The sequence below is a fragment of the Sphingopyxis sp. L1A2A genome, from assembly GCF_005502465.1.
Classification (GTDB): Bacteria; Pseudomonadota; Alphaproteobacteria; order Sphingomonadales; family Sphingomonadaceae; genus Sphingopyxis.
In genome coordinates this window covers 18,831-41,884 of record NZ_SCOT01000005.1, presented here as the reverse complement: position 1 = coordinate 41,884, position 23,054 = coordinate 18,831, and the positions used below count along the sequence as shown (strand labels likewise).

The window sequence follows — 23,054 nt, the reverse complement described above, 5'->3', positions numbered from 1 at the left end:
TCATAGCGCCAGCGACAATTGCTCCGCGGGCGGCGCAAAGCGCGCGCGCAAGCTGGCGCTGTCGGTCAGCGACCCCGGCCGCCAGTCGGGGGTGACGATGAACGGCAGCAGCTTCTTCACCGACGCGGTGAGCTTCGCCAGGTCGCCAATCCGCAGCTTGCCGGTGCGCCGCACCGCGACGATCCGGTCGACCGCGCGCGTCCCCAGCCCCGGCACGCGCAGCAGCAGTTCGCGCGGCGCGCGGTTGATGTCGACCGGAAAGATGTCGCGCCGCATCAGCGCCCAAGCGAGCTTGGGGTCGATGGCGAGGTCGAGCATCCCGCCGCTTGCCCCCTCCATGATCTCTGCCCGCTGAAAACCATAAAAGCGCAGCAGCCAGTCGGCCTGATAGAGTCGGTGTTCGCGCATCAGCGGCGGGCGCACCGGCGGCAGGTCGCTGCTGGCGTCGGGGATCGGGCTGTACGCCGAATAATAGACGCGGCGCAGCCGATAGCCCGAATACAGGCTGGTCGCACTCGCCAAGATGTCATCGTCGCACGATCCGTCGGCGCCGACGATCATCTGGGTCGATTGCCCCGCAGGCGCGAAGCGCGGCGGCTTGGCCTTTTTGAGCAACCGCCCCTTGCTCGCCTCGATCGCGTCGTCGGCGCCGACGCGCACCGACGCCATCGTCTTGCGGATCGTCGCGGGCTTTTTCTCGGGCGCAAAGCTCTGCAATCCGGCCGCGGTCGGCAGCTCGACATTGGTCGATAGCCGGTCGGCGAACAGCCCGGCGCGCGCAATCAGTTCGGGCGCGGCGCCGGCGATGGTCTTGAGATGGATATAGCCGCCAAACCGATGCTCCTCGCGCAGGATGCGCGCGACCTCGACCAGCTGCTCCATCGTATAATCTTCGGATCGGATGATCCCCGACGACAGGAACAGCCCCTCGATATAATTGCGCTTGTAGAAATCGAGCGTCAGCCGGACCACCTCCTGCGGATTGAAGCGCGCCCGCGGGACGTTGCTCGACGCGCGGTTGATGCAGAAACGGCAGTCGTAGATGCAGAAATTGGTCAGCAGGATCTTGAGCAGCGAAATACAGCGACCGTCGGGAGCATAGCTGTGACAAATGCCCATGCCCTCGGTCGACCCGATCCCCTTGGTCTCGGTCGAATCGCGCTTCACCGTCCCCGACGACGCGCAGGACGCATCATATTTCGCGGCGTCGGCCAAAAGACCGAGCTTTTCCAGAATCATCTTTTCCGCCATCGCCCCTGCTGTAACACAGGAACATAAAGCGAACAAATCAACCGGACGCGGTCAGGCGTCGCGCCACCGCGCCGGCAAGCTGATGTCGAGCACCAGCCCCGTCGGTTCCCAATGACGCTCGATCGTGCCGCCCAGATTGTTGCGGACGCTGCGCTCCATCAACAAGGTGCCAAAGCTGGTCTTTTCAGGCGGGCCGATCGGGCCGTGATTGCCGGTTTCGGTCCAGGTCAGCCGGAACAATCGCGGCGCGTCGCCTTCGGGATCCTGCGTCCATTGGACATCGACGTCGCCGCTGGCTCCTGACAGCGCGCCATGCTTGACCGCATTGGTCGCCAGTTCGTTGAACACCAGCGCCATCGCCACCAGCGCGTTTTCGGGGAGGAGCAGGTCGGGGCCCGACCAGCGGATGCGCGGAAACGCCGCCTCGACCTCGCGCAGCAGCGCATGCATCGACCCCGTCATGAAATTGGCGCCGAGCAGGACGTTCTGCGCGCGGTTCAAGGCGTCGAGCCGCCCGCTGATCCGCTCGACATAATCATCGACATCGGTCGCCGCGTGGCGGGTGAGCGAGATGATCGCGCTGACCGTCGCGAACAAATTGCGCATCCGGTGGTGCAATTCGCGCATCAACAGATTGGCATTTTCCTGACGGCTTTTCTGTTCGGTGATGTCGGTGCTGATCCCGGTCAGAATGGCGTCGTCGGACCGCACGTCCCAGTCGGCGCGCACCGCGATCCAGCGCACCCCGCGTTCGGGATGCTCGATGCGATATTCGGTCGCATAATGGGTGCCGTTTGAAATCGACCCGTCGAGCACGGTCCGCACGGCTTCGCGGTCGTCGGGATGGAGGCGGTCGAAAAAGCCGTCGATATGGGCGAGCGCGGTCTCGAAATCGGCGCCCCACAGTTCGGCGACTGCACCGCGCCACTCGATCGCGCCGGTCCGGGCATCATAGCGCCAGGTCGCGATGCCCGAAAAATCGAGCGCGCGCTCCAGCGTCTGCCGCGCGTCATCGCGTTCGGCCGCGATGCGGCGAATGTCGGCCTCTGCCATGATGATCGCGGCGAAATCTTCGAGCCGCGCCACTTCGCGCTCGGCCAGAACCGCCCGTTCCTTGCGATCGATGACACACAAGGTGCCCAGGATCGCGCCATTATAGGCGCGCAGCGGCACCCCGGCGTAAAAGCGGATAAAGGGATCGCCGGTGACCAGCGGATTGTCGCGAAACCGTTCGTCGCCCAGCACATCGACGACTATGACGGGCTTGTCCTCGGTCAGGACATATTGGCAAAAGCTGATGTCGCGCGGCGTTTCGGGGGTGTCGAGGCCATAGGATGATTTGAACCATTGGCGGCAGTCGTCGACCAGCGACACCAGCGCGATCGGCGCATCGAACAGGTCGGCAACCATTTTGGTGACCCGGTCAAATCCCTCTTCCGGCGCCGTGTCCATGATTCGGTATTCGCGCAACGTGGTGAGGCGCAGACGTTCGGTCTGCGCTGGATCCAGATCAGCCCCGTCTATCAAGTGTCGCCCCTCGCTTCCTCGTACCGCACCGGGCCGCTCTGCCATGAATATGGTCCCTAAAAAAGCATGCTTGCCGCAAAATAAGGAAAGTGGCGTTATTCCACTCACTTACATATCGGCCTGTCGTGTCTCGGCTGACTCTACGCACCGCAACCGGACAAGTTGCAGTGACCCAGCGCACAGGGACGTCGCGGTTGGCGGCGCGATTTTGACGCGTCGATGCGGAACCGATATCCGGCGGACCGCGTATACCCTGTCTGGGCGGGAGATAAATTGCATGAGTTTGGGTGATGAAATTCGCGGGCATCTGCCGTTCTTGCGGCGTTACGCGCGCGCGCTGACGGGCAGCCAGCAGCATGGCGACAATTTTGTCCACACGACGCTGGAGGTGATTGTCGCCGCCCCCGACGAATTCAGCGCCGGCCACAGCACCCGCATCGATCTGTACCGCAATTTCCACCGCATCTGGGAAAGCGCTTATATCGACGATGGCGAAGGCGACGACGACGGCGAGGATCCCTTCGTCCACGCCGCGAACCAGCGGCTGGCGCAAATGACCCCACTCGGCCGACAGATCCTGCTGCTGACCGCGCTGGAGGGTTTTTCGGTCGGCGAAGCGGCGACCATCACCGGCACCGACGGCACGACGGTCGAAACATTGCTGGCCGATGCTGTGGGCGAACTTGACCGGGAATCGCGAACGTCGGTGCTGATCATCGAGGATGAGCCGCTGATCGCCATGGAACTCGAACAGATCGTCCGGGCGCTCGGCCACAAGGTCGCCGGGATTGCCGCGACGCATGCCGATGCCGTGGCCGCGTTCGAGGCGACCGATGCCGGGCTGGTGCTCGCCGATATCCAGCTCGCCGACGGGTCGTCGGGGATCGACGCGGTGCAGGATATATTGGCGATTGCGCCGGTGCCGGCGATCTTTATCACCGCGTTTCCCGAACGGCTGCTCACCGGCGGGCGCGTCGAGCCGACCTTTTTGATTTCCAAACCGTTTCGCGAAAATACGGTGCGCGCCGCGATCAGTCAGAGCCTGTTGTTCACCCCGCAGCTTGCGGCGTAACGACGATCAATCGCGCCCGGGTCCGTTCGCGGTCAGGTGATCGACGTCGTCCATGATCGACCGGAACACTTCGCTCGACGCGAGTTCATCGGTGCTGCGTAGCGGCATCGCGCCGCTTTCCAATATGGCTTGCAGCGCGGCGCGCGCGCGCGACACGCGGCTTTTCATCGTCCCGACCGCACAGTCGCAGATCGCCGCGCCTTCCTCATAGGATAGCTGACCAGCCCCGATCAGCACCAGCGCCTCGCGCTGATCGACCGGCAACATCAACAGCGCGCGCTGGACGTCGGCCAGGTGCAGGCTGTCGTCCTGATCGTCGGGCGCGACGAGCAGTCGTTCGGCCGCCAGCTCATCATATTCGGCGGTAAATTTCTTGCGCCGCATCTGCGACAGGAAACAGTTGCGCAGGATCACGAACGCCCAGCTTTTCATGCTGGCCGGTCCCGGCACATATTGTTCGCGCGCCTTCCACGCCTTCAGCATCGTTTCCTGCACCAGATCATCGGCCAGGTCGGCGTTGCCGCACAGACTGCGGCCAAAGGCGCGCAGGTGCGGCAGCATCGCCGCCAGTTCACGCTTGAAGCTGGCATCGTCGAGCGGTTGCGGGTCGAGCGTTGGAGGCGTCAGGTTGTTGATAATATGGCCTTAGTTTTGGCAGTCACGTTCGCGAAGCGGTTCAGGCTTAGCGCCTTGCTCCCCCGATGCAAACCCGAAGCAGCGAGCGCACCAAAAAAGCTCATGGCGCCGGTCAATCGGTAGCGCCCTGGGCCGATCGGCCGCGACGCCCGAGCGCAATGAAATTTTCCATCATCAACGCATCCTGCGGGTCGAGCCGTCCGCTGCTCGCCAGCCGCGCCAGATTATCGTCATGGCCGCGAAAATTCGGGTCGTACAGCATCGTCCATTCGGCAAAGGCGCGGTCGTCGATCGTCCGGCGGCGCACCTCGATCATCCCGCTATGCCGCGGATCGCGGCGAATGGTGCCCAGGCAGGCGTCAACCTTGTCGGCCGGACCTTCGAGCAATTGGAGGAAGTTATGGCCGTTGAAGATCAGCGCGCCGGTCAGCGCATCGCGTTGGTTGTTGCGGCGGGCCTGAACGAGAAGGGCGGCGATGTCCTGTTCGCCGATCAACGGATCGGCAACGCTAACATAGATGACGGAAAGCAAGCGGCGTTCTCCAGCCTTCCGTCGTGCGGAACAGGCAAAGCATAACCCCTCGCCGCCAGCCTGGTCGCCTGCGCGGCACCTCGAATAGGGCCGTTGTGGCATCTTGGCAACGCTTTCGTCGCAAAAAACGCGCTGGTCGGGAACTCGCGGCCGTTTTCGTCGTTGCTTCCGCATGGCTACGCAAGGCAACAACAGGACGAACGGTCAGGGCACCCCGCCCCCGGGCACCGATGCGCCTATTCGCAAGCAGGGCAGCTTTCCCGGCACCGACAGCGATGAGTGGCATCGCACCCTCACCGGTCGCCAGGCACCCGAACCGGTCAGCGCAAAGCTGCGGATGATTTACGGCAATATCGTTTCCGAACAGCTTCCCGACAATATGCTCGACCTGTTGTCGCAACTCGACCAGAAAAGTTCGAAGCAATAATGTCCGACCCCGCTGCTGCGGCGCCGGGTGGCGACAGCTTGTCCGACACCGAATTCAAGGTGTTGCTGGCCGGCGTTATCCCGCATTTGCGCGCCTATGGCCGCAGCCTGTCAGGCAGCCCGGATCTCGCCGATGATCTGACTCAGGATACGATGGTCAAAGCATGGGCATCGCGCGAGCGGTTCGAACGCGGCACGTCGATCAAGGCGTGGACCTTTGTCATCTTGCGCAACACTTTTCTGTCGCAGATGCGCCGCAACAAATTTGTCGGCGAATATGACGAAACCGCGGTCGAGCGAACGATGTCGACGCGCGCCAGCCAGGAAGACAGCGGCGAAATGGCCGATTTGCAGCGCGGCCTGATGGAATTGCCGCAGGACCAGCGCGAAGCACTGATCCTCGTCGGCGCCGGCGGCATGTCCTATGAAGAAGCCGCGAGCATTTGCGACTGCGCCCTCGGCACGATGAAAAGCCGCGTCTCGCGCGCCCGCGGCGCGCTCGAGGAAATCATGAACAGCGGCCAATTCTCGCAAAAACGTGCCGATGCGCCGCCAGCCAGCGAAGCGGTCGATGCGATTATGGACAGCGTCGAGATCATCACGGCGCGGCGCGAAGCGGCCAACCGCTAGACCGCGTAAACGCCCCTCGACTTTGCCGCGCCGCCGCGCCAGATTGGCGCATCCTTCCCCCAGCAAAGCGAGCTTTTCCGATGAAAATATTGCCGCTCCTCGCCCTTACCGCGGCGCTCGCCGCCGGCGCCTGCTCGGCCAGCACCGCGTCGAGCCAGCCTGCCGATCCCGCCAAGCTCGACGCGTCGGGTGATCAGCCCACAACCCCGGTTGCCGACGCCCCGTTCACGGTTCAGGAAGTCGCGAGCTTCGACGAACCTTGGGCGATGACCTTTGTCCCCGGCACCCGCGCCGCGCTAATCACCGAGAAAGCGGGCAAGCTGAAACTGTGGCAGGAAAGCGGTCCGACGCTCGACGTCGCGGGCGTTCCTGCGGTCGCCTATGGCGGTCAGGGCGGCTTTGGCGACATCATCGTCGCCCCCGACTTCGCCACCAGCGGCACCGTTTACTTGAGCTGGATCGAGCCCGGCGCCGGCGGCACCTATGGCGCCGTCGTCGGCATGGCCCGGCTGGTTCAGGGCGCCACACCGCGGCTGGAGGGTCTGAAAACGATCTGGGCCCAGTCGCCGAAGGTCACCGGCCGCGGCCATTATTCGCACCGCCTGGCCTTTTCGCCCGACGGCAAATATCTGTTCATCGGATCGGGCGAGCGCCAGAAATTCGACCCGGCGCAGGACATGCAGGCCAATCTGGGCAAGATCGTCCGCCTGAACCCCGACGGCAGCGTGCCCGCCGACAACCCGTTTGCGGCGCAAGGCGGCGTGACCTCACAAATCTGGTCGCTCGGCCACCGCAACATTCTCGGCCTGACCTTCGACGGCGCGGGGCAGCTGTGGAACCAGGAAATGGGGCCAAGGGGCGGCGACGAGGTCAATTTGGTCGCGGCCAAGGCCAATTATGGCTATCCGATCGTGTCGAACGGCGATCATTATGACGGCAAGGACATTCCCGACCACCCGACCCGGCCGGAATTTGCGGCGCCGAAACTGTGGTGGAACCCCGCGATCTCGCCCGGCGGCCTCGCCTGGTACAATGGCGACCTGTATCCGGGCTGGAAAAACAGCCTGCTGATGGGCGCCTTGTCGGGCGAAGGGCTGATCCGCATGGCGATCAATGGCGACCAGCTGACCAAATCCGATCGCTGGGATTTCGGCACCCGCATCCGCGAGGTCGAGGTGCGCGATGACGGCACGGTATGGCTGCTGATCGACGGCGAGGACGGCAAGCTGGTAAAGCTGGTCCCGAAGCGGTGATTTCTATTTCGTCACCCCGGGCTTGACCCGGGGTCCAGCTGGATTCCCGCTTTCGCGGGAATGACGAGTGTGAGATTAGGCCTTCCATGATCCGCAATCTGCTCACCCGGCGCGCCGAATGGCCCGCGCGCATCGCCGACCCCGATGCCCCGCCGTCGCTGGGGCTGCTGTGGCGCGAGGTAACGGGGCTGGCGCGCGCGCTGTGGGGCCGCATCCGCGCGATGCCGCCCGAACCCAATCCCGACAGCGACCATCCGCCGGTGATGGTGCTCCCCGGCTTCCTGTCGGGCGACTGGGCGACCAAGGCATTACGCGCCGACCTGCGCCGCGCCGGATTTCGCTGCTACGCCTGGGGCCTCGGCTTCAACCGCGGCGCCACCCCCGACATCATCGAGCGCATCGACACCCGCGTGCAATGGATCATCGACCGCACGGGCCACGCCCCCGCCCTCGTCGGGTGGAGCCTGGGCGGCATTTACGCGCGCGAATATGCCAAGCATCATCCGACAAAGGTCGCGCGCGTCGTCACCCTCGGCTCGCCCTTTTCGGGCAGCCGCCGCGCCAACCGCGCCTGGCGGCTCTACCATCTGGTCGCGCGCCATCCGGTCGACAATCCGCCGATCGACTTCCACCCCGCGCCGCGCCCCGAAATGCCGACCTTTGCCCTGTGGTCGGCCTATGACGGGGTGATCGCGGTGGGCAGCGCGCGCGGACTGCCGCACGAAAGCGACCGCCAGGTCGAGGTCGACTGCGGCCATATGGGCTTTGCCTATGCCCCGACGTCGGTCGCTGCGATCGTCAAGGCGCTGCAGGAAGACGTCGCCTGACGCGCTAAAGCGCCCGGTGCGTCACCGACGCACCGAGAAGGCCCAGTGCCTATGCCCGCGCGGATCGGCTGGCAACAGCCCTAGGCCAGGCACGCCTCCGCAATCGCCGCGACATGGCGCAGGTCGGTGCCGCAGCAGCCGCCCAACACCCGGATATTCGGGAACCGGTCGACCAGCGCGCGGTGGCGCGCCGCGAGATCGGCCGGGTCGCCGATGTCGAGTTCGGTCATCGCATCGAGCTCGGCATGGCTGAGGGACGACGCATTGGCGCGCACCCCGCCGATACGTGCGGTCCATGCAGCGCCATCGTCGAGGATGCGGTCGAAATGCGTCGGATGCGCACAGTTGATCATATAATAAGCGGGATAGGCGCCCGTCGCGGCATCAACCGCCGTAATCGCATCGCCCAGCGCGTCGCCCGTCGGCAGGCGCCCGTCGGTCTCGACCGTAAAGCTGATCACGACGGGTATTCCCAGCGCCTTTGCCGCGTTCGCGACGCCCACGGCCTCGGGAACATTGGTCATCGTGATCGCCGCCAGCATGGCGGCCCCCGCCGCGGCGAGCACCGCCGCCTGATGCGCATGATAGGCCTGCGCTTCGTCAGCACGCATGATCTGGCCCGGATCATAGCCGTCGCCGCGCGGGCCAAGGCAGCCGCTGACCACCACCGGCACATCCGCATATTCGGCGCGCAGCCCCGTCAGCAATTCGATCGCGGCGCCATTCAACCGATCGAGTTCGGCAACCGAAAAACCGAGCGGTTCGGCCCAGTCGGGACTCGCCCGCCACGTCGCGCTTTCCAGGATCAGCCCGGTCCCCCGCCGCCGCGCGAGGTCGAGAAAGTCGCGGTAATAGGCTTCGAGCACATCGAGGCCCTTGTCCGACGTGAACAAGGTCACCGACGAAAAATAGGGCAAGTCGATGCCCTTGTTGAACAGGATATCGGTTTCCAGACCAGCGTCGGTCAGGAAAAACCGGTCAAGTTGCGGCAATGAAGAGATCGCCATCGTCAGCCCTCCCCCTATATGTCCGCCGCGAATATTACGGATGCGACGACAGATTGTCTATCAAACCATGGCCGGGCTGGTTTCTAGCGACGGCGCCGCCCACCGCCGCCGTCACCCGCCGTTCCGCCCGCGCCACCATCGCCGCGCACGTCGCGATTGGGTGACCCATGCCGGACTGAAAGGCCTTGCCTCACGCCGATATACAATATATTGCGCAATATATTGTATAAACGAGTCGCGGTAAGGAATGATGGTCATATGACGAAATTCGGATCGGTCGCGATCGTCGCGGCGGCGTGGCTTTTCGGTGTCGGCGCGACCGGCGAGGCACCGCTCACCGCCGCCGACCGGCAACAGGTGGTCGACCAGCTGGGCCAGACGTTAGAGGCCAATTATGTCTTTGCCGACAAGGCGAAAACGCTCGCGGCAACGCTGCGCGCCCATCTCGACAAGGGCGACTATGACGGCGCGCAGGACAAGGACGCGCTGGCGCAGGCGCTGACCAAAGACCTGGTCGCGGCCAGCAACGATCTGCATTTCTTTGTCGGGGTCGATCCCGCTTTTGCCGCCGACTTTGCCGCCCGCAAAGACCCCGCCCGCGCCGCCGCCTTGCGCGAAACCGACCGGCGGGACGAAGCGCGGAAAAATTTCGGCTTTACCGACCTGCGCCGGCTCGAAGGCAATGTCGCCTATGTCGGGCTTTCGCATTTCGCCGATCCCGAACTGGGCTACGACGCCGCCGCCGCAGCGATGCGCTTCATCGAGAACAGCGATGCCGTCATCTATGACATGCGGTACAATAATGGCGGTCACCTCGAGATGGCGCAGCTGCTGGCGAGCCAATTGTTTCGCGGCGACAAGGATCAGGAGCTGTTCGATTATTATTACACCGACGATGGCCGCCGCGTCGCGCGCGGCCAATGGGTGCTCCCCGCCCTTCCCGCCAAACGGCTGACCGGCAAGCCGGTCTATGTCCTGACCTCGTCGACCAGCTTTTCGGCCGCCGAATGGTTCGCCTATTCGCTCCGCAAGCTCGGCCGCGCAACGCTGGTCGGCGAACGCACCGCGGGCGGCGCGCATCCGGTCGACCGCAAGCCGGTGGGGAGCGACTTTTTCGTGCAGGTGCCGATCGGTCAGATCCACGACCCCGTCGACCGCGGCGATTTTGAAGGACAGGGCGTCACCCCCGATCATGCCGTCGCATCGGCCGAGGCGCTGACCGTCGCCCACCGGCTTGCGCTGGCCGATCTGGCCAAAGCTGATCCTGCGAAACAGGCCGACGCCGACTGGTTCGCGCCCGCGCTCGCCGCGCGCGCCCAGCCGGCGCCGATCGCGCCCGCCGACCTTAAGGCCATCGCCGGGCGCTATGACGGCCGCCGCATCGATATCGTCGGCGGCAAGCCGCTCTACACCTGGCGCGAGCGGTTTCGCGTCACCCTCGAACCTTTGGGCAACGATCTTTTTGCCGTCGAGGGTGTCGGCGATTTCCGCTTCCGCATTGTCCGCAAGGCGGGCAAGGTCGCCGCGCTCGAACGCATCGACCGCGACGGAACGACGACAAGCTATGCCCGCGACTGACGCCTCAACCGGTCTCGACGATATTTCCTTCCTCGGACGGCTCAGCGAAGCGTTGAGCCAGATGATAGAGGACCAGACGCGCGACCTGTTCGATGCGGCGGGCATCGTCGTCCCGGTAAAATCCTGTTCGCTGCTGACCGCGCTCCGCCAGGCGGGCGAGGCGTCGCCCGCGCAGCTCGCGCGAACGCTGGGCCAATCGCACCAGCTGGTGATCCAGAAATGCCCGGCGCTGGTCCGCCTGGGGCTGGTGACCCAGCGCCCAGATCCGGCTGATGCGCGCCGCAAGCTGCTTCGCCTGACCGACAAGGGCGGCGCCCAACTGGCGATGGTCGATGCCTATAGCGAAGACATTACCGGCGTGTACAAACGGCTGTTTGAAGAGACCGGCGATGTGCACGCGATGATATTGAAAACCTTGCAGGCGCTCAAAGCGCGGCCGCTGCGCGAGCGTGCCGCGCCGACCCCGGGTTAATCCGAAAACGGCGCCACCACCGCGGCGGTCACCCGCAGCGGGCGCCCGCTCGCCTTGTCGAGCAGCGCCCACACCGTCCGCGCCCGGACATGGACTTTGCCATCGGCGCCGGTGAATTCCATGAAGCGATCAAACTTCGCCCCCTGCGGCTGGTCGGCGACCCAGGTGCGCGCGATCACCGTTTCGCCGGGGCCGAGCGCGCGCAGATAGTCGATCTCGTGGCGCACCACGACCCAGATATAGGCGTCCTTGTGCGCCTGCGGCGCCGCGGCATCCCAATGGCCGGTCGCGACCTGCTGGATCCACTGGACCCAGACGGCATTGTTGACATGGCCCAGCTCGTCGATGCTGTCGGGGGTGGCGGTGAGCGAGAGGGTGAAGGATTTCATGGGATGTTGCTTAACCCCGACGCTCGGCGACACAAGGCCTCGTCATTGCGAGGAGCGAAGCGACGCGGCAATCCAGAGCCTGCGTAAACCGCTCTGGATTGCTTCGCTTCGCTCGCAATGACGAGCGGGAGAGGCCTAAGCCAGCTCCACCGTCGTCACCATATACCCCGCATCGCGCAGCGCGGCGACCAGGCTGTCGAGATGGTCGCGGTCGCGCGCTTCGCACTCGATGTCGGTGATCAGCCCCTTGGCGGGCAGTGTGGTAAAGATGCGCTGGTGATAGATTTCGATGATGTTGACCTGTTTCTCGTCGAACAGCTTCATCACCTTGAACAAGGCGCCGGGGCGATCCTGCAACCGGATGCGCAGCCGCGCGATGCGGCCCGACCGCGCCAAATCGCGCAGCAGCACATTGGCGAGCAGGCGCGTGTCGATATTGCCGCCGGTGAGCACCAGCCCGACCTTGCGTCCGGCAAACTCCTCGGGATGCGCCAGCATCGCCGCGAGCCCCGCGGCGCCGGCGCCCTCGACCACAGTCTTTTCGATCTGAAGCAGCAGACTGACCGCGCGCTCAAGATGGCGTTCGGCGACCAGCACGATGTCGTCGTTGAGTTCGGCCACCAGCTTGCGCGTGTAGCTGCCCGGTTCCTTGACCGCGATCCCTTCGGCCAGCGTGTCGCCCTCGCACGCCATATCGACGCCGTTGAGTTCGGCATACATCGACGGATACAGCTCGGCCTGCACGCCCACGAGCCGCATGTCGTTCTTGATCCCGCGCGCCGCGGTACCCATGCCCGCGAGCAGCCCGCCGCCGCCGATCGGCACGATAAGCGTGTCGAGATCGGGGACATCCTCCAGCATTTCCAGCGCCACCGTCCCCTGCCCCGCCGCGACATGCGGATGGTCGAAGGGATGGACAAAGGTCAGCCCGCGTTCGATTTCCAGCTCGCGCGCATGCGCCGAGGCATCGTCGAATTTTTCGCCGAACAGCACGATTTCGGCGCCATGGCTCGCGGTCTGCGACACCTTCACCTGCGGCGTCGTCCTGGGCATCACGATGGTCACCGGCACGCCCAGCCGCTTGCCATGATAGGCGAGCCCTTGCGCGTGATTGCCCGCCGACGCCGCGATGACGCCGCGCGCCCGCTGTTCAGGGTCCATCAGCAGCAGTGCGTTCAGCGCGCCGCGTTCCTTATACGCCGCGGTGAACTGCAGATTCTCGAACTTCAGCCACACTTCGGCGCCGACCATTTCGGACAATGTCTGCGAATGGAGCGTCGGGGTGCGGATCACCGCGCCGTTAATTCGCCCCGCCGCCGCGCGCACATCGTCGAGGGTGATCGCCGGCAAATCGGCAGCGGACAGGGTCGGTGCGGTCGTGCTCATGATGCCGCTCGCCCTAGCCTATCTGGCGCACCGCGCAAACCATGGTTATGGACCATGCTATGAGCGAACAAAAATTGCGCATCAGCTTCATAGGCACCGGCGTCATGGGCGGACCGATGGCGGGCCATCTGGCGAAAGCCGGTCACCACCTCACCGTCTATAACCGCACCCGCGCCAAGGCCGACGCCTGGGTGGCAGCGCATGGCGGCGCGGCGGCAGCGACCCCGGCCGAGGCCGCGACGGACGCCGATGTCGTCCTGACCTGCGTCGGTAACGACGATGATCTGGCCCAAGTCACGCTGGGCCGCGACGGCGCGTTCCGGGCGATGGGCAAGGGCGCCTTGTTCGTCGATCACACCACCGTATCGGCGCGGATCGCGCGCCAGCTGTCGGTCGAGGCCGAGGGGCTGGGCATCCTCTGCCTCGACGCCCCGGTGTCGGGCGGCGAAGCGGGGGCGCAGAACGGCACGCTGTCGATCATGTGCGGCGGCACCAAGGCCGCCTTCGCCGCCGCCGAACCCGTGATGCAGGCCTATGCCGCGCGCATGGTCCATATCGGCGGCCCGGGCGCGGGGCAGACGACCAAGATGGTCAACCAGATCGCGATCGCCGGGGTGATCCAGGGCCTGTCCGAAGCGCTGCGCTTTGCCCAAGCCTCGCGGCTCGACACCGCCAAGGTGTTCGAGGCGGTGTCAGGCGGCGCCGCCGCCAGCTGGCAAATGCTCAACCGCTGGGACACGATGGCAAAGGACGAGTTCGACTTCGGCTTTGCGGTCGACTGGATGCGCAAGGATCTGGGCCTCGCGCTCGACGAAGCGCGATCGAACGGCGCGACGATCCCGGTCGCCGGGCTGGTCGATCAATTTTACGCTGATGTCCAAAAACTGGGCAATGGCCGCAGGGACACCAGTTCGCTTATAACAAGGTTACCGAAATGAACCGCCTTCTCCTCACCGCACTGGCCCTGACCCTCGCCGCCCCCGCGCACGCCGATACGCTGGTCGACAATGTCAACGGCATCACGCTCGACAAGGACGGCAAGCTGGTGCGCTTCACCGGGCTGCTCATCGACAGCCAGGGCAAGGTCAAGGAGCTGCTCGACCGCAAGGACAAGCGCCCCGAACGCCCCGATTTCAAGGAAGACGGCAAGGGCCGCACCCTCATCCCCGGGCTGATCGACGCGCACGGCCATGTCATGGGCCTCGGCTTTCAGTTGATGCTGCTCGACCTCAGCGATACCAGTTCGCTGGCCGAGGCGCAGGCGGCGATCCGCAAATATGCCGCCGACAATCCCGAAATGCCGTGGATCATCGGCCGCGGCTGGAATCAGGAAAAATGGGGTTTGGGCCGCTTCCCCACCGCCGCCGACCTCGACGTCGCGGTGCCGAACCGCCCGGTCTGGCTCGAACGGGTCGATGGCCACGCAGGCTGGGCCAACACCGCTGCGATGACCGCCGCCAAGGTCACCGCGGCGAGCAAGTCGCCCGAGGGCGGCCGCATCGAAATGGCGGGCGGCAAGCCGAGCGGGGTCTTTGTCGATGCCGCGATGAGCCTGATCGACGGCGCCAAGCCCAAACCGCTGGCGCGCGACCTCGACCGCGCACTGTATCTGGCGCAGCAGAAACTGCTTGCCCAAGGGGTCACCGCGATCGCCGACATGGGCACCTCGATCCTCGACTGGCAGGCGTTTCGCCGCGCCGGGGACAAGAAACAGCTCGCGGTGCGCATCCTCAGCTATGGCGGCGACATCGACAATATGGCGATCATCGCCGGGTCCGAGCCGACGCCCTGGCTGTACGACGATCGCCTTCGCATGGTCGGGGTCAAGCTGTACCTCGACGGGGCGCTCGGCTCGCGCGGCGCGTGGCTGAAGACGCCCTACAGCGACGCGCCGGGCCAGAAGGGTCTGCCGCTGCTCACCCCGGCGCAGCTGCGCAACAAGATGGTCCGCGCGTCGATGGACAAATTTCAGGTCGCAATCCACGCGATCGGCGACGCCGCCAATGCCGAGGCGCTCGACGCGATCACCGACCTCACCGCCGACCTCGCCACCAACGTTCCGGGCGAACGCCGCTGGCGGATCGAACATGCGCAGGTGATCGATCCCGCCGACATCGCCCGCTTTGCGCAGCTCAGGGTCATCGCGTCAATGCAGCCCGTGCACCAGACGTCGGACCGGCTGATGGCCGAAGCGCGGCTCGGTCCCGACCGGCTGAAGGGCGCTTATGCGTGGCGCAGCCTGCAGACCGCCGGGGTCCGGCTTGCCTTCGGCTCCGATGTCCCGGTTGAAAGCGCCAATCCCTTTGCCGGGCTGGCCGCCGCCATCTCGCGCACCGACGCCGCGGGTCAGCCGTTCGGCGGCTGGCGCCCCGAGGAAGCGGTCAGCCGCGAAGCCGCGCTCGACGGCTTCACCCGCACCGCGGCTTATGCCGGCTTTGCCGAGGACCGCATCGGCACGTTGATGCCGGGGATGCGCGCCGACTTTCTGATCGTCGACGCCGACCCGATGCTCGCCAGCCCCGACGAGATCCGCCGCATGACCCCGCTCGAAACCTGGGTCGGCGGCTATCGCTATTACAAGAAAGAGGCGTCCGGTGGCGGGCGGTAACACGCCCAGCCGCCGCGCGCTGCTGACCGGCCTCGCCGCCCTCCCCGTCGCGGCGACCGCCGCCGCGGCCGAGCGCAAGGAACGCAAGCCAAAGAAGCGCAAACCTGCGAAGCCCAAGGTCCAGCATGTCGATGTCGCGATCATCGGCGCTGGCGTGTTCGGCGCCTGGACCGCATGGCACCTGCTGCGCGCGGGCAAGACGGTGCGGCTGTTCGACGCCTATGGCGCCGGCCATGCGCGCGCGTCGTCGGGCGGCGAAAGCCGCGTCATCCGCATGGGCTACGGCGCCGACTCCATCTATTCCGAAATGGCGCGCGAATCCTTGCCCTATTGGCAGGCGCTGTCCGACAGCGCGAGCGCACCGATCTTCCACAACACCGGCGTCCTGTGGTTCGGGCCGCAGGGCGACGCCTATACCGCGCAATCGCTCGCCTGGCTGCAAACAAACCGCGTCGGGCATGAGCATGGCGACGTCCGCTGGTTGCAAAACAAATATCGTCAGATCCAATTCTATCAGGGCGAAACCGGCATCCTCGAAACCGAGGCCGGCGCGCTGATCGCCGGGCGCGGGGTGCAGGAGGTGATCGCCGACGCCCAGATCGCGCTCGAGCGCGTCGTGATGCCCGCGCCCTTGCTGTCGAAACGGATCAAGCGCCACAGCCTGCCCGATGGCGGCACCGCCGATCATCTTGTCTATGCCGCCGGGCCGTGGCTCGCCGAGCTGTTCCCGCAGCAGCTGATGAACAAGATCGTCGCGACGCGGCAGGAGGTTTATCATTTCGGCGCGCCGCAGGGCGACACGCGCTTTGCGCCGCCCGAGCTGCCGGTGTGGGCCGACAACAGCAACAACGGCATTTTTTACGGCATCCCCGACCTGGAGGGCGCCGGGTTCAAGATCGCGATCGACCGCCACGGTCCGGCGATCGACCCCGACACGATGGAACGGCAACTGACCCCCGCCGGGATCGCCGAAGCCCGTGCCTATATCGCCCGACGCTTCCCCGGACTTGCGTCGGCGCCGCTGATCGGCGGGCGCGTCTGCCAATATGAGAACAGCTCGAACGGCGATTATCTGATCGACCGTTTTCCGGGGCAGGACCGCGTCTGGCTGGTCGGCGGCGGATCGGGACATGGGTTCAAGAACGGCCCTGCGGTGGGGAAACGGGTGGCGGCGCATATTCTTGATGCAAAGCTGGCGGTCGAACCGCGCTTCAGCTTCGCGACCAAGGGGACAGTGGCGGCGCGGACGGTGTTTTAACGAATATGCGGTCACTCCATCCCCGTTCGTGTCGAGCGAAGTCGAGACACCCATCGGCAGTGCGCGCCTTCACGGCATCTCGACTTCGCTCGATGCGAACGGAATAGGGCAAGCATGAAACTCACCGACTGCCACAATATCGACGATTTCCGCGCCCTCGCAAAGCGGCGCCTGCCGTGGCCGGTGTTCGATTATATTGACGGCGCCGCCGACGACGAAGTCACTCGCCGCCGCAACCGCGCCGCCTTCGACGATTGCGACCTGATCCCGCGCATACTCGCCGGGGTCGACCGCGTCGACATGCGCACGACCCTGTTCGGGCGCGAGATGGCGATGCCGCTGTTCCTGTCGCCGACCGCGCTCCAGCGCCTGTTCCACTGGCAGGGCGAACGCGCGGTCCTCCGCGCCGCGGCGAACGCCGGGACGATGGCGGGCATATCGAGCCTCGCGACGATCAGCCTCGCCGAAGCCGGCGCCCTCACCGACGGCCCCAAGCTGTTTCAGCTTTATGTCCACAAGGACGAAGGGCTGAACCGCGCGATGCTGGCGGCGGCCCGCGACGCGAAATTCGACGCGGTCGCGCTCACGGTTGATACCATCGTCGGCGGCAACCGCGAACGCTGCCTGCGCTCGGGCTTCACATCGCCGCCGCGTTTCACCCCGGGCAATATGTTGAGCTACGCCGCCAAGCCCGGCTGGGGGCTCAACTATGTTTGCCGCGAGAAATTCAGCCTGCCCAATCTCGCCACCCATGTGTCCGAAGGGTCGAGCGTCCCCAAATCGGTCGCCGACTATTTCACGACGATGCTGGACCAAAGTCTCGACTGGCGCCGCGCCGAGGCAATCCGCCAGCAATGGGACGGCCCCTTTTGCCTCAAGGGCATCGCCGCGGTCGAGGACGCCAAACGCGCCGCCGACATCGGCGCCACCGCGATCATGGTGTCGAACCATGGCGGGCGGCAACTCGACGGCAGCATTTCGCCCTTCGACGCGCTCGCCGAGATCGTCGACGCGGTCGGCGACAAGCTGGAAGTCATCTGCGACGGCGGCATCACCCGCGGCACCCATGTCTTGAAGGCGCTGTCGGTTGGCGCCAAAGCCTGCTCAGGCGGGCGCCTCTATCTCTACGCGCTCGCCGCCGCCGGCGAGGATGGCGTCGCCCGCGCCATCGCGCTGCTGCGCGCCGAAATGGAGCGCGGGATGAAATTGATGGGGGCCAAGACCCTGTCGGATCTCGGCCCCCACAATCTGCGCTGGCGGTAGCTAACATCGTCATTGCGAGCGAAGCGAAGCAATCTCCAGCCATCATCCTTGACTGATGCTTCACGCTGAAGATTGCCGCGTCGCTTCGTTCCTCGCAATGACGAAGCAGGTGGTCAGGCCACCGCCACCTCATCCTTCTTTCCCAGCCCGCTCCAGTCGACGCTCCGCGTCATGTACATCACCCCGGCGAGGGCGAAGAACATCAGCACCGACCCGATCAGCAACGAGTAAGCCTCGAGATTGAGCAGCACATAAAGCAGCGCATAAAGCCCGATCAGCATCGCCGCCAGGAACCGCGCGCGTTTCCAGCTTTTCAGCACCGCGGCGCTATAAAAGGCCAGCAAGCCGATGATCGCCGCCGACGCCAACATATAGGCAAAGGTAAAGCCGATCACCTCCGCGAACGCGAGCAGCAGCACGAAGAACAGCACCAGCGCGACCCCGGTGAGCAGATATTCGGCCGGTGCGACCCGGGCGCCTGCGATGATGTCGAACATCAGGAAAGCGACGAAGGTAAAGCCGATGAACAGGAAGCCATATTTGATCGCGCGATCGACCTGGCTGTACAGGTCGACCGGTTCGATCAGGCTGATCGCCACCGCCTTGGCGACCCCGCCCGATGTGTTGTCCTCGGCACTGGGGGCATTGGCGACATCGACGACCTCGGCATAACGCGGGCCATTGTCGCCGCCATAATTGCTGGTCACCGGCGGTGACAGGTCACCGGTCAGCACCTGGGCTTGCCCCAGCGCGAGGTTGGGAATGGCGTCGGTCGCGGTAAAGCCGCTTTCCGTCACGCTGCGTTTCGCGGGCAGGAAATCGCCGCCAAAGCTCGGGTTCGGCCAACTCGACTTGACCGTCCAGCGCGTATCCACGCCGCGCGGGATCAGCTTGAAATCGCCCAGCCCGCGCACCCCGATCTTGTAATCGACCTTCAGCGGCGCCGCCGCGGTCCAGTCGACAAAGGCGAAGGTGCCCGAATTGCCGGTCGAGAGCAGCCCCTTGCCCGGCTGCAACGCCAGCGCGGTACCGTTGACCGCGACGCTGTTGCCGTCGACCAGCCCGCGCGCGTCGCTGACCCCCAACCGCACCTCGGCGCGGTCGAGCATCAACGCCTCGCGCGCAACGCCAAAGCGCGCAATATCGGCAGGCAGCACGAAATCGGCGCTGCCCGAAATCTGGCTTTCATAAACGACGGTTTCGTAGATCGCCTTCTTCCGCTTCTCGGGCTTGATGACAACATCGGCCTTGTTGGTCTGCGGCGAGAGATAGAGGTTGCGGATGGCGTTCACCGTCCGCGTCACATCCTTGCCATTTTCGGTGACCGTCGTCGTTTCGGTGGCGCGATAGGGGACGACGATCACCGGTCCGGCGATCGTCTGTTGGCCGCCCCAGCCCTGGCCGATCGAGGCCTGCGCGGTTTCGGCCTGCTGCTGGCGATCCCATAGCAGGCCGTAAATCATCAGCAGCGGGACCATCAACGCGACCGCGATCAGCACCGCGATGACCAATTTGACGCCGGGGCTGCGTTCGCTGCGCGCGGGCGGGTTTGCGGATGCCACGGGGGGCACGGAAACGCTTTGAGGCATGGGGGACACTCTCCGGCCATTTCAACTCGTCGATGAAATTGCACGGTTCGCCGACACGGTCAAGCGCGTTGCAACGAAGCCCGGCGGCGCATCGCGCGGACGAAAAAGGGGGCGGCCTCCCCCGAAGCCGCCCCCTTAGCGCGTGATCGCTGACCCGCTAGGCGATCAGAAGGAAACGCCCAGCGTAAAGACCACGGTTGGATCGAACAATGTATCAACGGCCTTGATCCCCGACTTTTTGATGTCGGTATCGATATATTGGACCGTGAAGGTCGCCGGGCCGGCGGCGAGCGATGCGCCGAGCGACCAGTCGAGATAATTGCCGTTGGGCGCCAGGGCACCAAGCGAGCCGTCGGTATAACCGAGCCCGGCGGTCAGCGTCACCGGCGTGTTGGCGATGCCATAGCCCAGGCCAAGGTTCAGGTAGACATTGTCCTGGCTGCCCAGCGAATTCTGGTCCGGGGCGTAAGCCACCATCCCGGTCGCCGACACGGGGCCGATGTCATGCGACAATTTGCCGATGATTTCGACATAGTCGCTCGGCCCGGCGAAGTCCTGATTGCCCGGATACACATAATAGGTCGCGCCGATGTCGACGGTGGTGCCGGGGGCGATCTCGGTCGCAAATCCGCCGTAAAGGTCGAGCTCGAACTTGCCATAGAGCGGGCTGTCGGGAAGCGACGAGCCCCAGGCGCCGACATAAAAGCCGCTTTCGTGGCTGACGGTCAGCGTCGGTTGAACGGCGACCTTTTCGTTCGACAGCGAAATGCCGCGGAAACGATAATCCGACGTGACCGAAATGCCGCCCGAAAGCGAGAACGGGCCGCTGGCTTCTTCTTCCTGGGCGAAAGCGGGCGTCGACAGCGCCGACGCGGCAAGCAGCATGCCGAAACACGCTTTGGTAAGAAAGTTCATGGGTGATCCCCCTAAAGAAAAAAACGGATCGTCCCGGCCTGCTGTCCGTGTCCACGCCTCTTGGTACGGGCCTGTGACGACGAACGCGTTCAAAATTGCCGATTTTGCTGCAATGCACAAACGAAAATTGCGCGCGGCACCGATTCCGCCTCAGAGTGTGACTTTCGCGCAACAGCGGCGCGGGCCATGCTTGGCTTTGCCATTCGCCCGCCGGACCGCTAAAGAGCGGCACATCCTCCCCTCTCGATCGAGCCCGAAACCATGAGCGATCACAACCCCGGCCTGCGCCCCTGGCGCGACATCGCGCGGCGCACCAGCCGCCAGATCATGGTCGGCAACGTCCCGGTCGGCGGCGGCGCGCCGATTAGCGTGCAGACGATGACCAACACGCTGACCAGCGACGCGGTGGCGACGATCGACCAGATCCGCCGCTGCGAGGAAGCGGGCGCCGACCTGATCCGCGTGTCGTGCCCCGACACCGAATCGACCGCGGCCCTGGGCAAGATCGTGCGCGCGGCGCGCATCCCGATCATCGCCGACATCCATTTCCACTATAAGCGCGCATTGGAAGCCGCCGACGCCGGTGCCGCCTGCCTGCGCATCAACCCCGGCAATATCGGCAGCAGCGAGCGCGTCGGCGAGGTCGTCCGGGCAGCAAAAGCAAACGGCTGCGCGATCCGCATCGGGGTCAACGCCGGCAGCCTCGAAAAAGACCTGCTCGAAAAATATGGCGAACCCTGCCCCGAGGCGCTGGTCGAAAGCGCGCTCGACCATATCAAGCTGCTCCAGGACCATGATTTCCACGATTACAAGGTCGCGGTGAAGGCCAGCGACGTCTTCCTCGCGGTCGCCGCTTATGCCCAGCTCGCCGACGCGGTCGACTGCCCGCTCCACCTCGGCATCACCGAGGCTGGCGGGCTGATCGGCGGCACCGTCAAATCGGCGCTCGGCATCGGCAATCTGCTGTGGGCCGGCATCGGCGACACGATCCGCGTGTCGCTCTCGGCCGAACCCGAGGAAGAAGTGCGCGTCGGCTACGAAATCCTGAAATCGCTCGGCCTGCGCACCCGCGGCGTCCGCGTCGTCAGCTGTCCCAGCTGCGCGCGCCAGGGCTTCGACGTCATCCGCACCGTTCAGGCGCTCGAAGACGCGCTCAGCCATATCAAGACCCCGATGTCGCTCTCGGTCCTCGGCTGCGTCGTCAACGGCCCCGGCGAGGCGCGCGAAACCGACATCGGCATCACCGGCGGCGGCAACGGCAAACATATGGTCTATCTGTCGGGGGTCACCGACCACACGATCGCTGACGCCGACATGATCGCGCATGTCGTCAAGCTGGTCGAAGCCAAGGCGGCCGAGATCGACGCGGGCAGTTCGGTGAGCATGGACACGCTGCACGGCAAGGCGGCCTGACGGTTCTGGACCCGGGTACATCTTGGACTTTTACATTGCTGCTGCCGCTGCCTAAGCATCCCGCGCGACAATCGAGGGGGAAACATGATGCTGGGCAAATTCGATACGCTGGACCGGCTGGTCCAGCTGTTGCTGCTGATCGCTGCGGTCGTCGCGATTGCCAACGGCGGTTTCATGCTCGCCAATCCGCTCGAATGGTATGTCTTTCTGCCCACCGTCATCACCACCGGGCCGCCGAACGCGCATTTCATCCGCGACATCGGCCTCGCCTATCTGGGTTCTGGGCTGATCCTGCTCTACGCCGCCGCGCACCCGGTGCTGCGCTGGCGCGCCGCGCTGGTTGGCGGGCTGTGGCTGACGCTGCACGGGTTGCTCCATATCTATGAGGTTCTCGCCGGGATCTGCGGCCCCGCAACATTCTGGGCCGATGCGCCGGGCGTGGTCGGGCATCCGTTGCTGGTGATCGCTGCCTTGGCGATCCTGTTCGCGCGCCAGCGGATCGCCCCCGCGGGCATCCCGCCACGCCTGTTCGCTCGGGCGGCGGACAAGGCGACCGGCGGCAACAGCCCTTATCTGGCCGACCTGATCGCCGCGCCCGGCCACGCCGCCGAAAAATTCCAGCATTTCATGCCTGTCACCGCGCACCGCCACGCCGCCCCCGCCGATGCATTCCATGCCGCGCGGATCGGCGCGACGCTTGCCGCCGATTGCGGCCCCTGCGCACTGATCGCGGCCGATAGCGCACGCGGCGACGGCGTCCCGCGCGATACGATCAACCGCCTGCTTGCAAGCGAGCCGCCGGCCGATCTGGCCGACGCCTTCGCTTTCGGCGCAGCCATTGCGCGCCACGACGCGGCGGCCGATGACCATGGCGCGAGGGTCGAGACGCTATATGGCCGCCCCGCACGTTTTGAAATGGCGCTGACCGCTGCCACTGTCACGGCCTATCCGGCGCTCAAACGCGGGCTCGGCTTCGCCACCAGCTGCGCGCTCCACAAGCTGGCGGTTTGACAGCGGCGACA

At 65.2% G+C, this 23,054-nt stretch carries 22 protein-coding genes; 13 read left to right on the top strand and 9 right to left on the bottom strand.

The annotated features are described in order from the left end of the window. Together FFS68_RS04980 and FFS68_RS04975 are read right to left on the bottom strand one after the other, a co-directional pair. Positions 1–1,251, bottom strand: a complete 1,251-nt coding sequence (locus tag FFS68_RS04980; protein ID WP_137752103.1) for a putative DNA modification/repair radical SAM protein — start codon at positions 1,249–1,251, stop codon at positions 1–3. Positions 1,252–1,302: 51 nt separating this feature from the next. Then, complete coding sequence (locus FFS68_RS04975) at positions 1,303–2,703, bottom strand: GAF domain-containing protein (protein ID WP_249340018.1); 1,401 nt, start codon at positions 2,701–2,703, stop codon at positions 1,303–1,305. Between the two features lie 352 nt (positions 2,704–3,055). Here FFS68_RS04975 and FFS68_RS04970 point away from each other — a divergent pair, with 352 nt between their 5' ends. After that, entirely contained in the window at positions 3,056–3,850 is a 795-nt protein-coding gene (locus tag FFS68_RS04970; RefSeq protein WP_137752101.1) for a response regulator, read from the top strand. A gap of 6 nt (positions 3,851–3,856) precedes the next feature. Here FFS68_RS04970 and FFS68_RS04965 read toward each other — a convergent pair whose 3' ends face one another. Further along, positions 3,857–4,486, bottom strand: coding sequence for a sigma-70 family RNA polymerase sigma factor (locus FFS68_RS04965; RefSeq protein WP_249340029.1), 630 nt, complete (start codon positions 4,484–4,486; stop codon positions 3,857–3,859). 112 nt (positions 4,487–4,598) lie between these two features. Further along, positions 4,599–5,018 (bottom strand): BLUF domain-containing protein, encoded by a 420-nt coding sequence (locus tag FFS68_RS04960; RefSeq protein ID WP_137752099.1) that lies wholly within the window; start codon positions 5,016–5,018, stop codon positions 4,599–4,601. 172 nt (positions 5,019–5,190) lie between these two features. On the opposite strand from FFS68_RS04960, the gene FFS68_RS04955 reads away from it, so the two are divergent. From FFS68_RS04955 to FFS68_RS04940, 4 genes are all read left to right on the top strand, one after another. Then, positions 5,191–5,445, top strand: a complete 255-nt coding sequence (locus tag FFS68_RS04955; protein ID WP_137752098.1) for a NepR family anti-sigma factor — start codon at positions 5,191–5,193, stop codon at positions 5,443–5,445. Then, entirely contained in the window at positions 5,445–6,074 is a 630-nt protein-coding gene (locus FFS68_RS04950) for a sigma-70 family RNA polymerase sigma factor (protein WP_137752097.1), read from the top strand. The genes FFS68_RS04955 and FFS68_RS04950 overlap by 1 nt, the downstream gene beginning before the upstream one ends. Positions 6,075–6,154: 80 nt before the next feature. Beyond that, positions 6,155–7,327, top strand: a complete 1,173-nt coding sequence (locus FFS68_RS04945) for a PQQ-dependent sugar dehydrogenase (RefSeq protein WP_137752096.1) — start codon at positions 6,155–6,157, stop codon at positions 7,325–7,327. An 86-nt stretch (positions 7,328–7,413) separates the two neighbouring features. Next, positions 7,414–8,154, top strand: coding sequence for an alpha/beta fold hydrolase (locus tag FFS68_RS04940; RefSeq protein WP_137752095.1), 741 nt, complete (start codon positions 7,414–7,416; stop codon positions 8,152–8,154). Between the two features lie 80 nt (positions 8,155–8,234). On the opposite strand, the gene FFS68_RS04935 is transcribed toward FFS68_RS04940, so the two are convergent. Beyond that, on the bottom strand, positions 8,235–9,161 hold the full coding sequence (locus FFS68_RS04935) for a homocysteine S-methyltransferase family protein (protein ID WP_137752094.1): 927 nt from the start codon (positions 9,159–9,161) through the stop codon (positions 8,235–8,237). 258 nt (positions 9,162–9,419) lie between these two features. On the opposite strand from FFS68_RS04935, the gene FFS68_RS04930 reads away from it, so the two are divergent. Beyond that, positions 9,420–10,739, top strand: coding sequence for a S41 family peptidase (locus FFS68_RS04930; protein WP_137752093.1), 1,320 nt, complete (start codon positions 9,420–9,422; stop codon positions 10,737–10,739). Continuing rightward, complete coding sequence (locus FFS68_RS04925; protein ID WP_171003745.1) at positions 10,726–11,211, top strand: MarR family winged helix-turn-helix transcriptional regulator; 486 nt, start codon at positions 10,726–10,728, stop codon at positions 11,209–11,211. Before FFS68_RS04930 ends, FFS68_RS04925 begins: the two co-directional genes overlap by 14 nt. Here FFS68_RS04925 and FFS68_RS04920 read toward each other — a convergent pair. Together FFS68_RS04920 and FFS68_RS04915 are read right to left on the bottom strand one after the other, a co-directional pair. After that, complete coding sequence (locus FFS68_RS04920) at positions 11,208–11,600, bottom strand: acyl-CoA thioesterase (RefSeq protein WP_137752091.1); 393 nt, start codon at positions 11,598–11,600, stop codon at positions 11,208–11,210. The genes FFS68_RS04925 and FFS68_RS04920 overlap by 4 nt on opposite strands. 135 nt (positions 11,601–11,735) lie before the next feature. Further along, positions 11,736–12,986: a threonine ammonia-lyase gene (locus FFS68_RS04915; protein WP_137752090.1), complete on the bottom strand. Its 1,251-nt coding sequence runs from the start codon at positions 12,984–12,986 to the stop codon at positions 11,736–11,738. Between the two features lie 59 nt (positions 12,987–13,045). Here FFS68_RS04915 and FFS68_RS04910 point away from each other — a divergent pair, with 59 nt between their 5' ends. From FFS68_RS04910 to FFS68_RS04895, 4 genes are all read left to right on the top strand, one after another. Continuing rightward, positions 13,046–13,924, top strand: coding sequence for an NAD(P)-dependent oxidoreductase (locus FFS68_RS04910; protein ID WP_137752089.1), 879 nt, complete (start codon positions 13,046–13,048; stop codon positions 13,922–13,924). Next, positions 13,921–15,594: an amidohydrolase gene (locus tag FFS68_RS04905; RefSeq protein ID WP_137752088.1), complete on the top strand. Its 1,674-nt coding sequence runs from the start codon at positions 13,921–13,923 to the stop codon at positions 15,592–15,594. The genes FFS68_RS04910 and FFS68_RS04905 overlap by 4 nt, the downstream gene beginning before the upstream one ends. After that, positions 15,581–16,852: an FAD-dependent oxidoreductase gene (locus FFS68_RS04900; RefSeq protein WP_171003744.1), complete on the top strand. Its 1,272-nt coding sequence runs from the start codon at positions 15,581–15,583 to the stop codon at positions 16,850–16,852. The genes FFS68_RS04905 and FFS68_RS04900 overlap by 14 nt, the downstream gene beginning before the upstream one ends. 114 nt (positions 16,853–16,966) lie before the next feature. Next, a complete protein-coding gene (locus FFS68_RS04895; RefSeq protein WP_137752086.1) occupies positions 16,967–18,115 on the top strand; it encodes an alpha-hydroxy acid oxidase in 1,149 nt (382 codons plus the stop codon). 113 nt (positions 18,116–18,228) lie between these two features. Here FFS68_RS04895 and creD read toward each other — a convergent pair whose 3' ends face one another. Both creD and FFS68_RS04885 read right to left on the bottom strand, forming a co-directional pair. Continuing rightward, the gene (creD, locus tag FFS68_RS04890; RefSeq protein ID WP_249340017.1) at positions 18,229–19,677 is read right to left on the bottom strand and encodes a cell envelope integrity protein CreD; all 1,449 of its coding nucleotides are present in this window, start codon (positions 19,675–19,677) and stop codon (positions 18,229–18,231) included. A 192-nt stretch (positions 19,678–19,869) separates the two neighbouring features. Then, the gene (locus FFS68_RS04885) at positions 19,870–20,619 is read right to left on the bottom strand and encodes a TorF family putative porin (RefSeq protein WP_137752084.1); all 750 of its coding nucleotides are present in this window, start codon (positions 20,617–20,619) and stop codon (positions 19,870–19,872) included. Between the two features lie 261 nt (positions 20,620–20,880). Here FFS68_RS04885 and ispG point away from each other — a divergent pair, with 261 nt between their 5' ends. After that, positions 20,881–22,032 carry a flavodoxin-dependent (E)-4-hydroxy-3-methylbut-2-enyl-diphosphate synthase gene (ispG, locus tag FFS68_RS04880; protein ID WP_137752083.1) on the top strand — a complete coding sequence of 384 codons (1,152 nt, stop codon included), beginning with the start codon at positions 20,881–20,883 and terminating at the stop codon, positions 22,030–22,032. 84 nt (positions 22,033–22,116) lie between these two features. Next, positions 22,117–23,043 (top strand): hypothetical protein, encoded by a 927-nt coding sequence (locus tag FFS68_RS04875; RefSeq protein WP_137752082.1) that lies wholly within the window; start codon positions 22,117–22,119, stop codon positions 23,041–23,043. Positions 23,044–23,054: the final 11 nt, after the last annotated feature.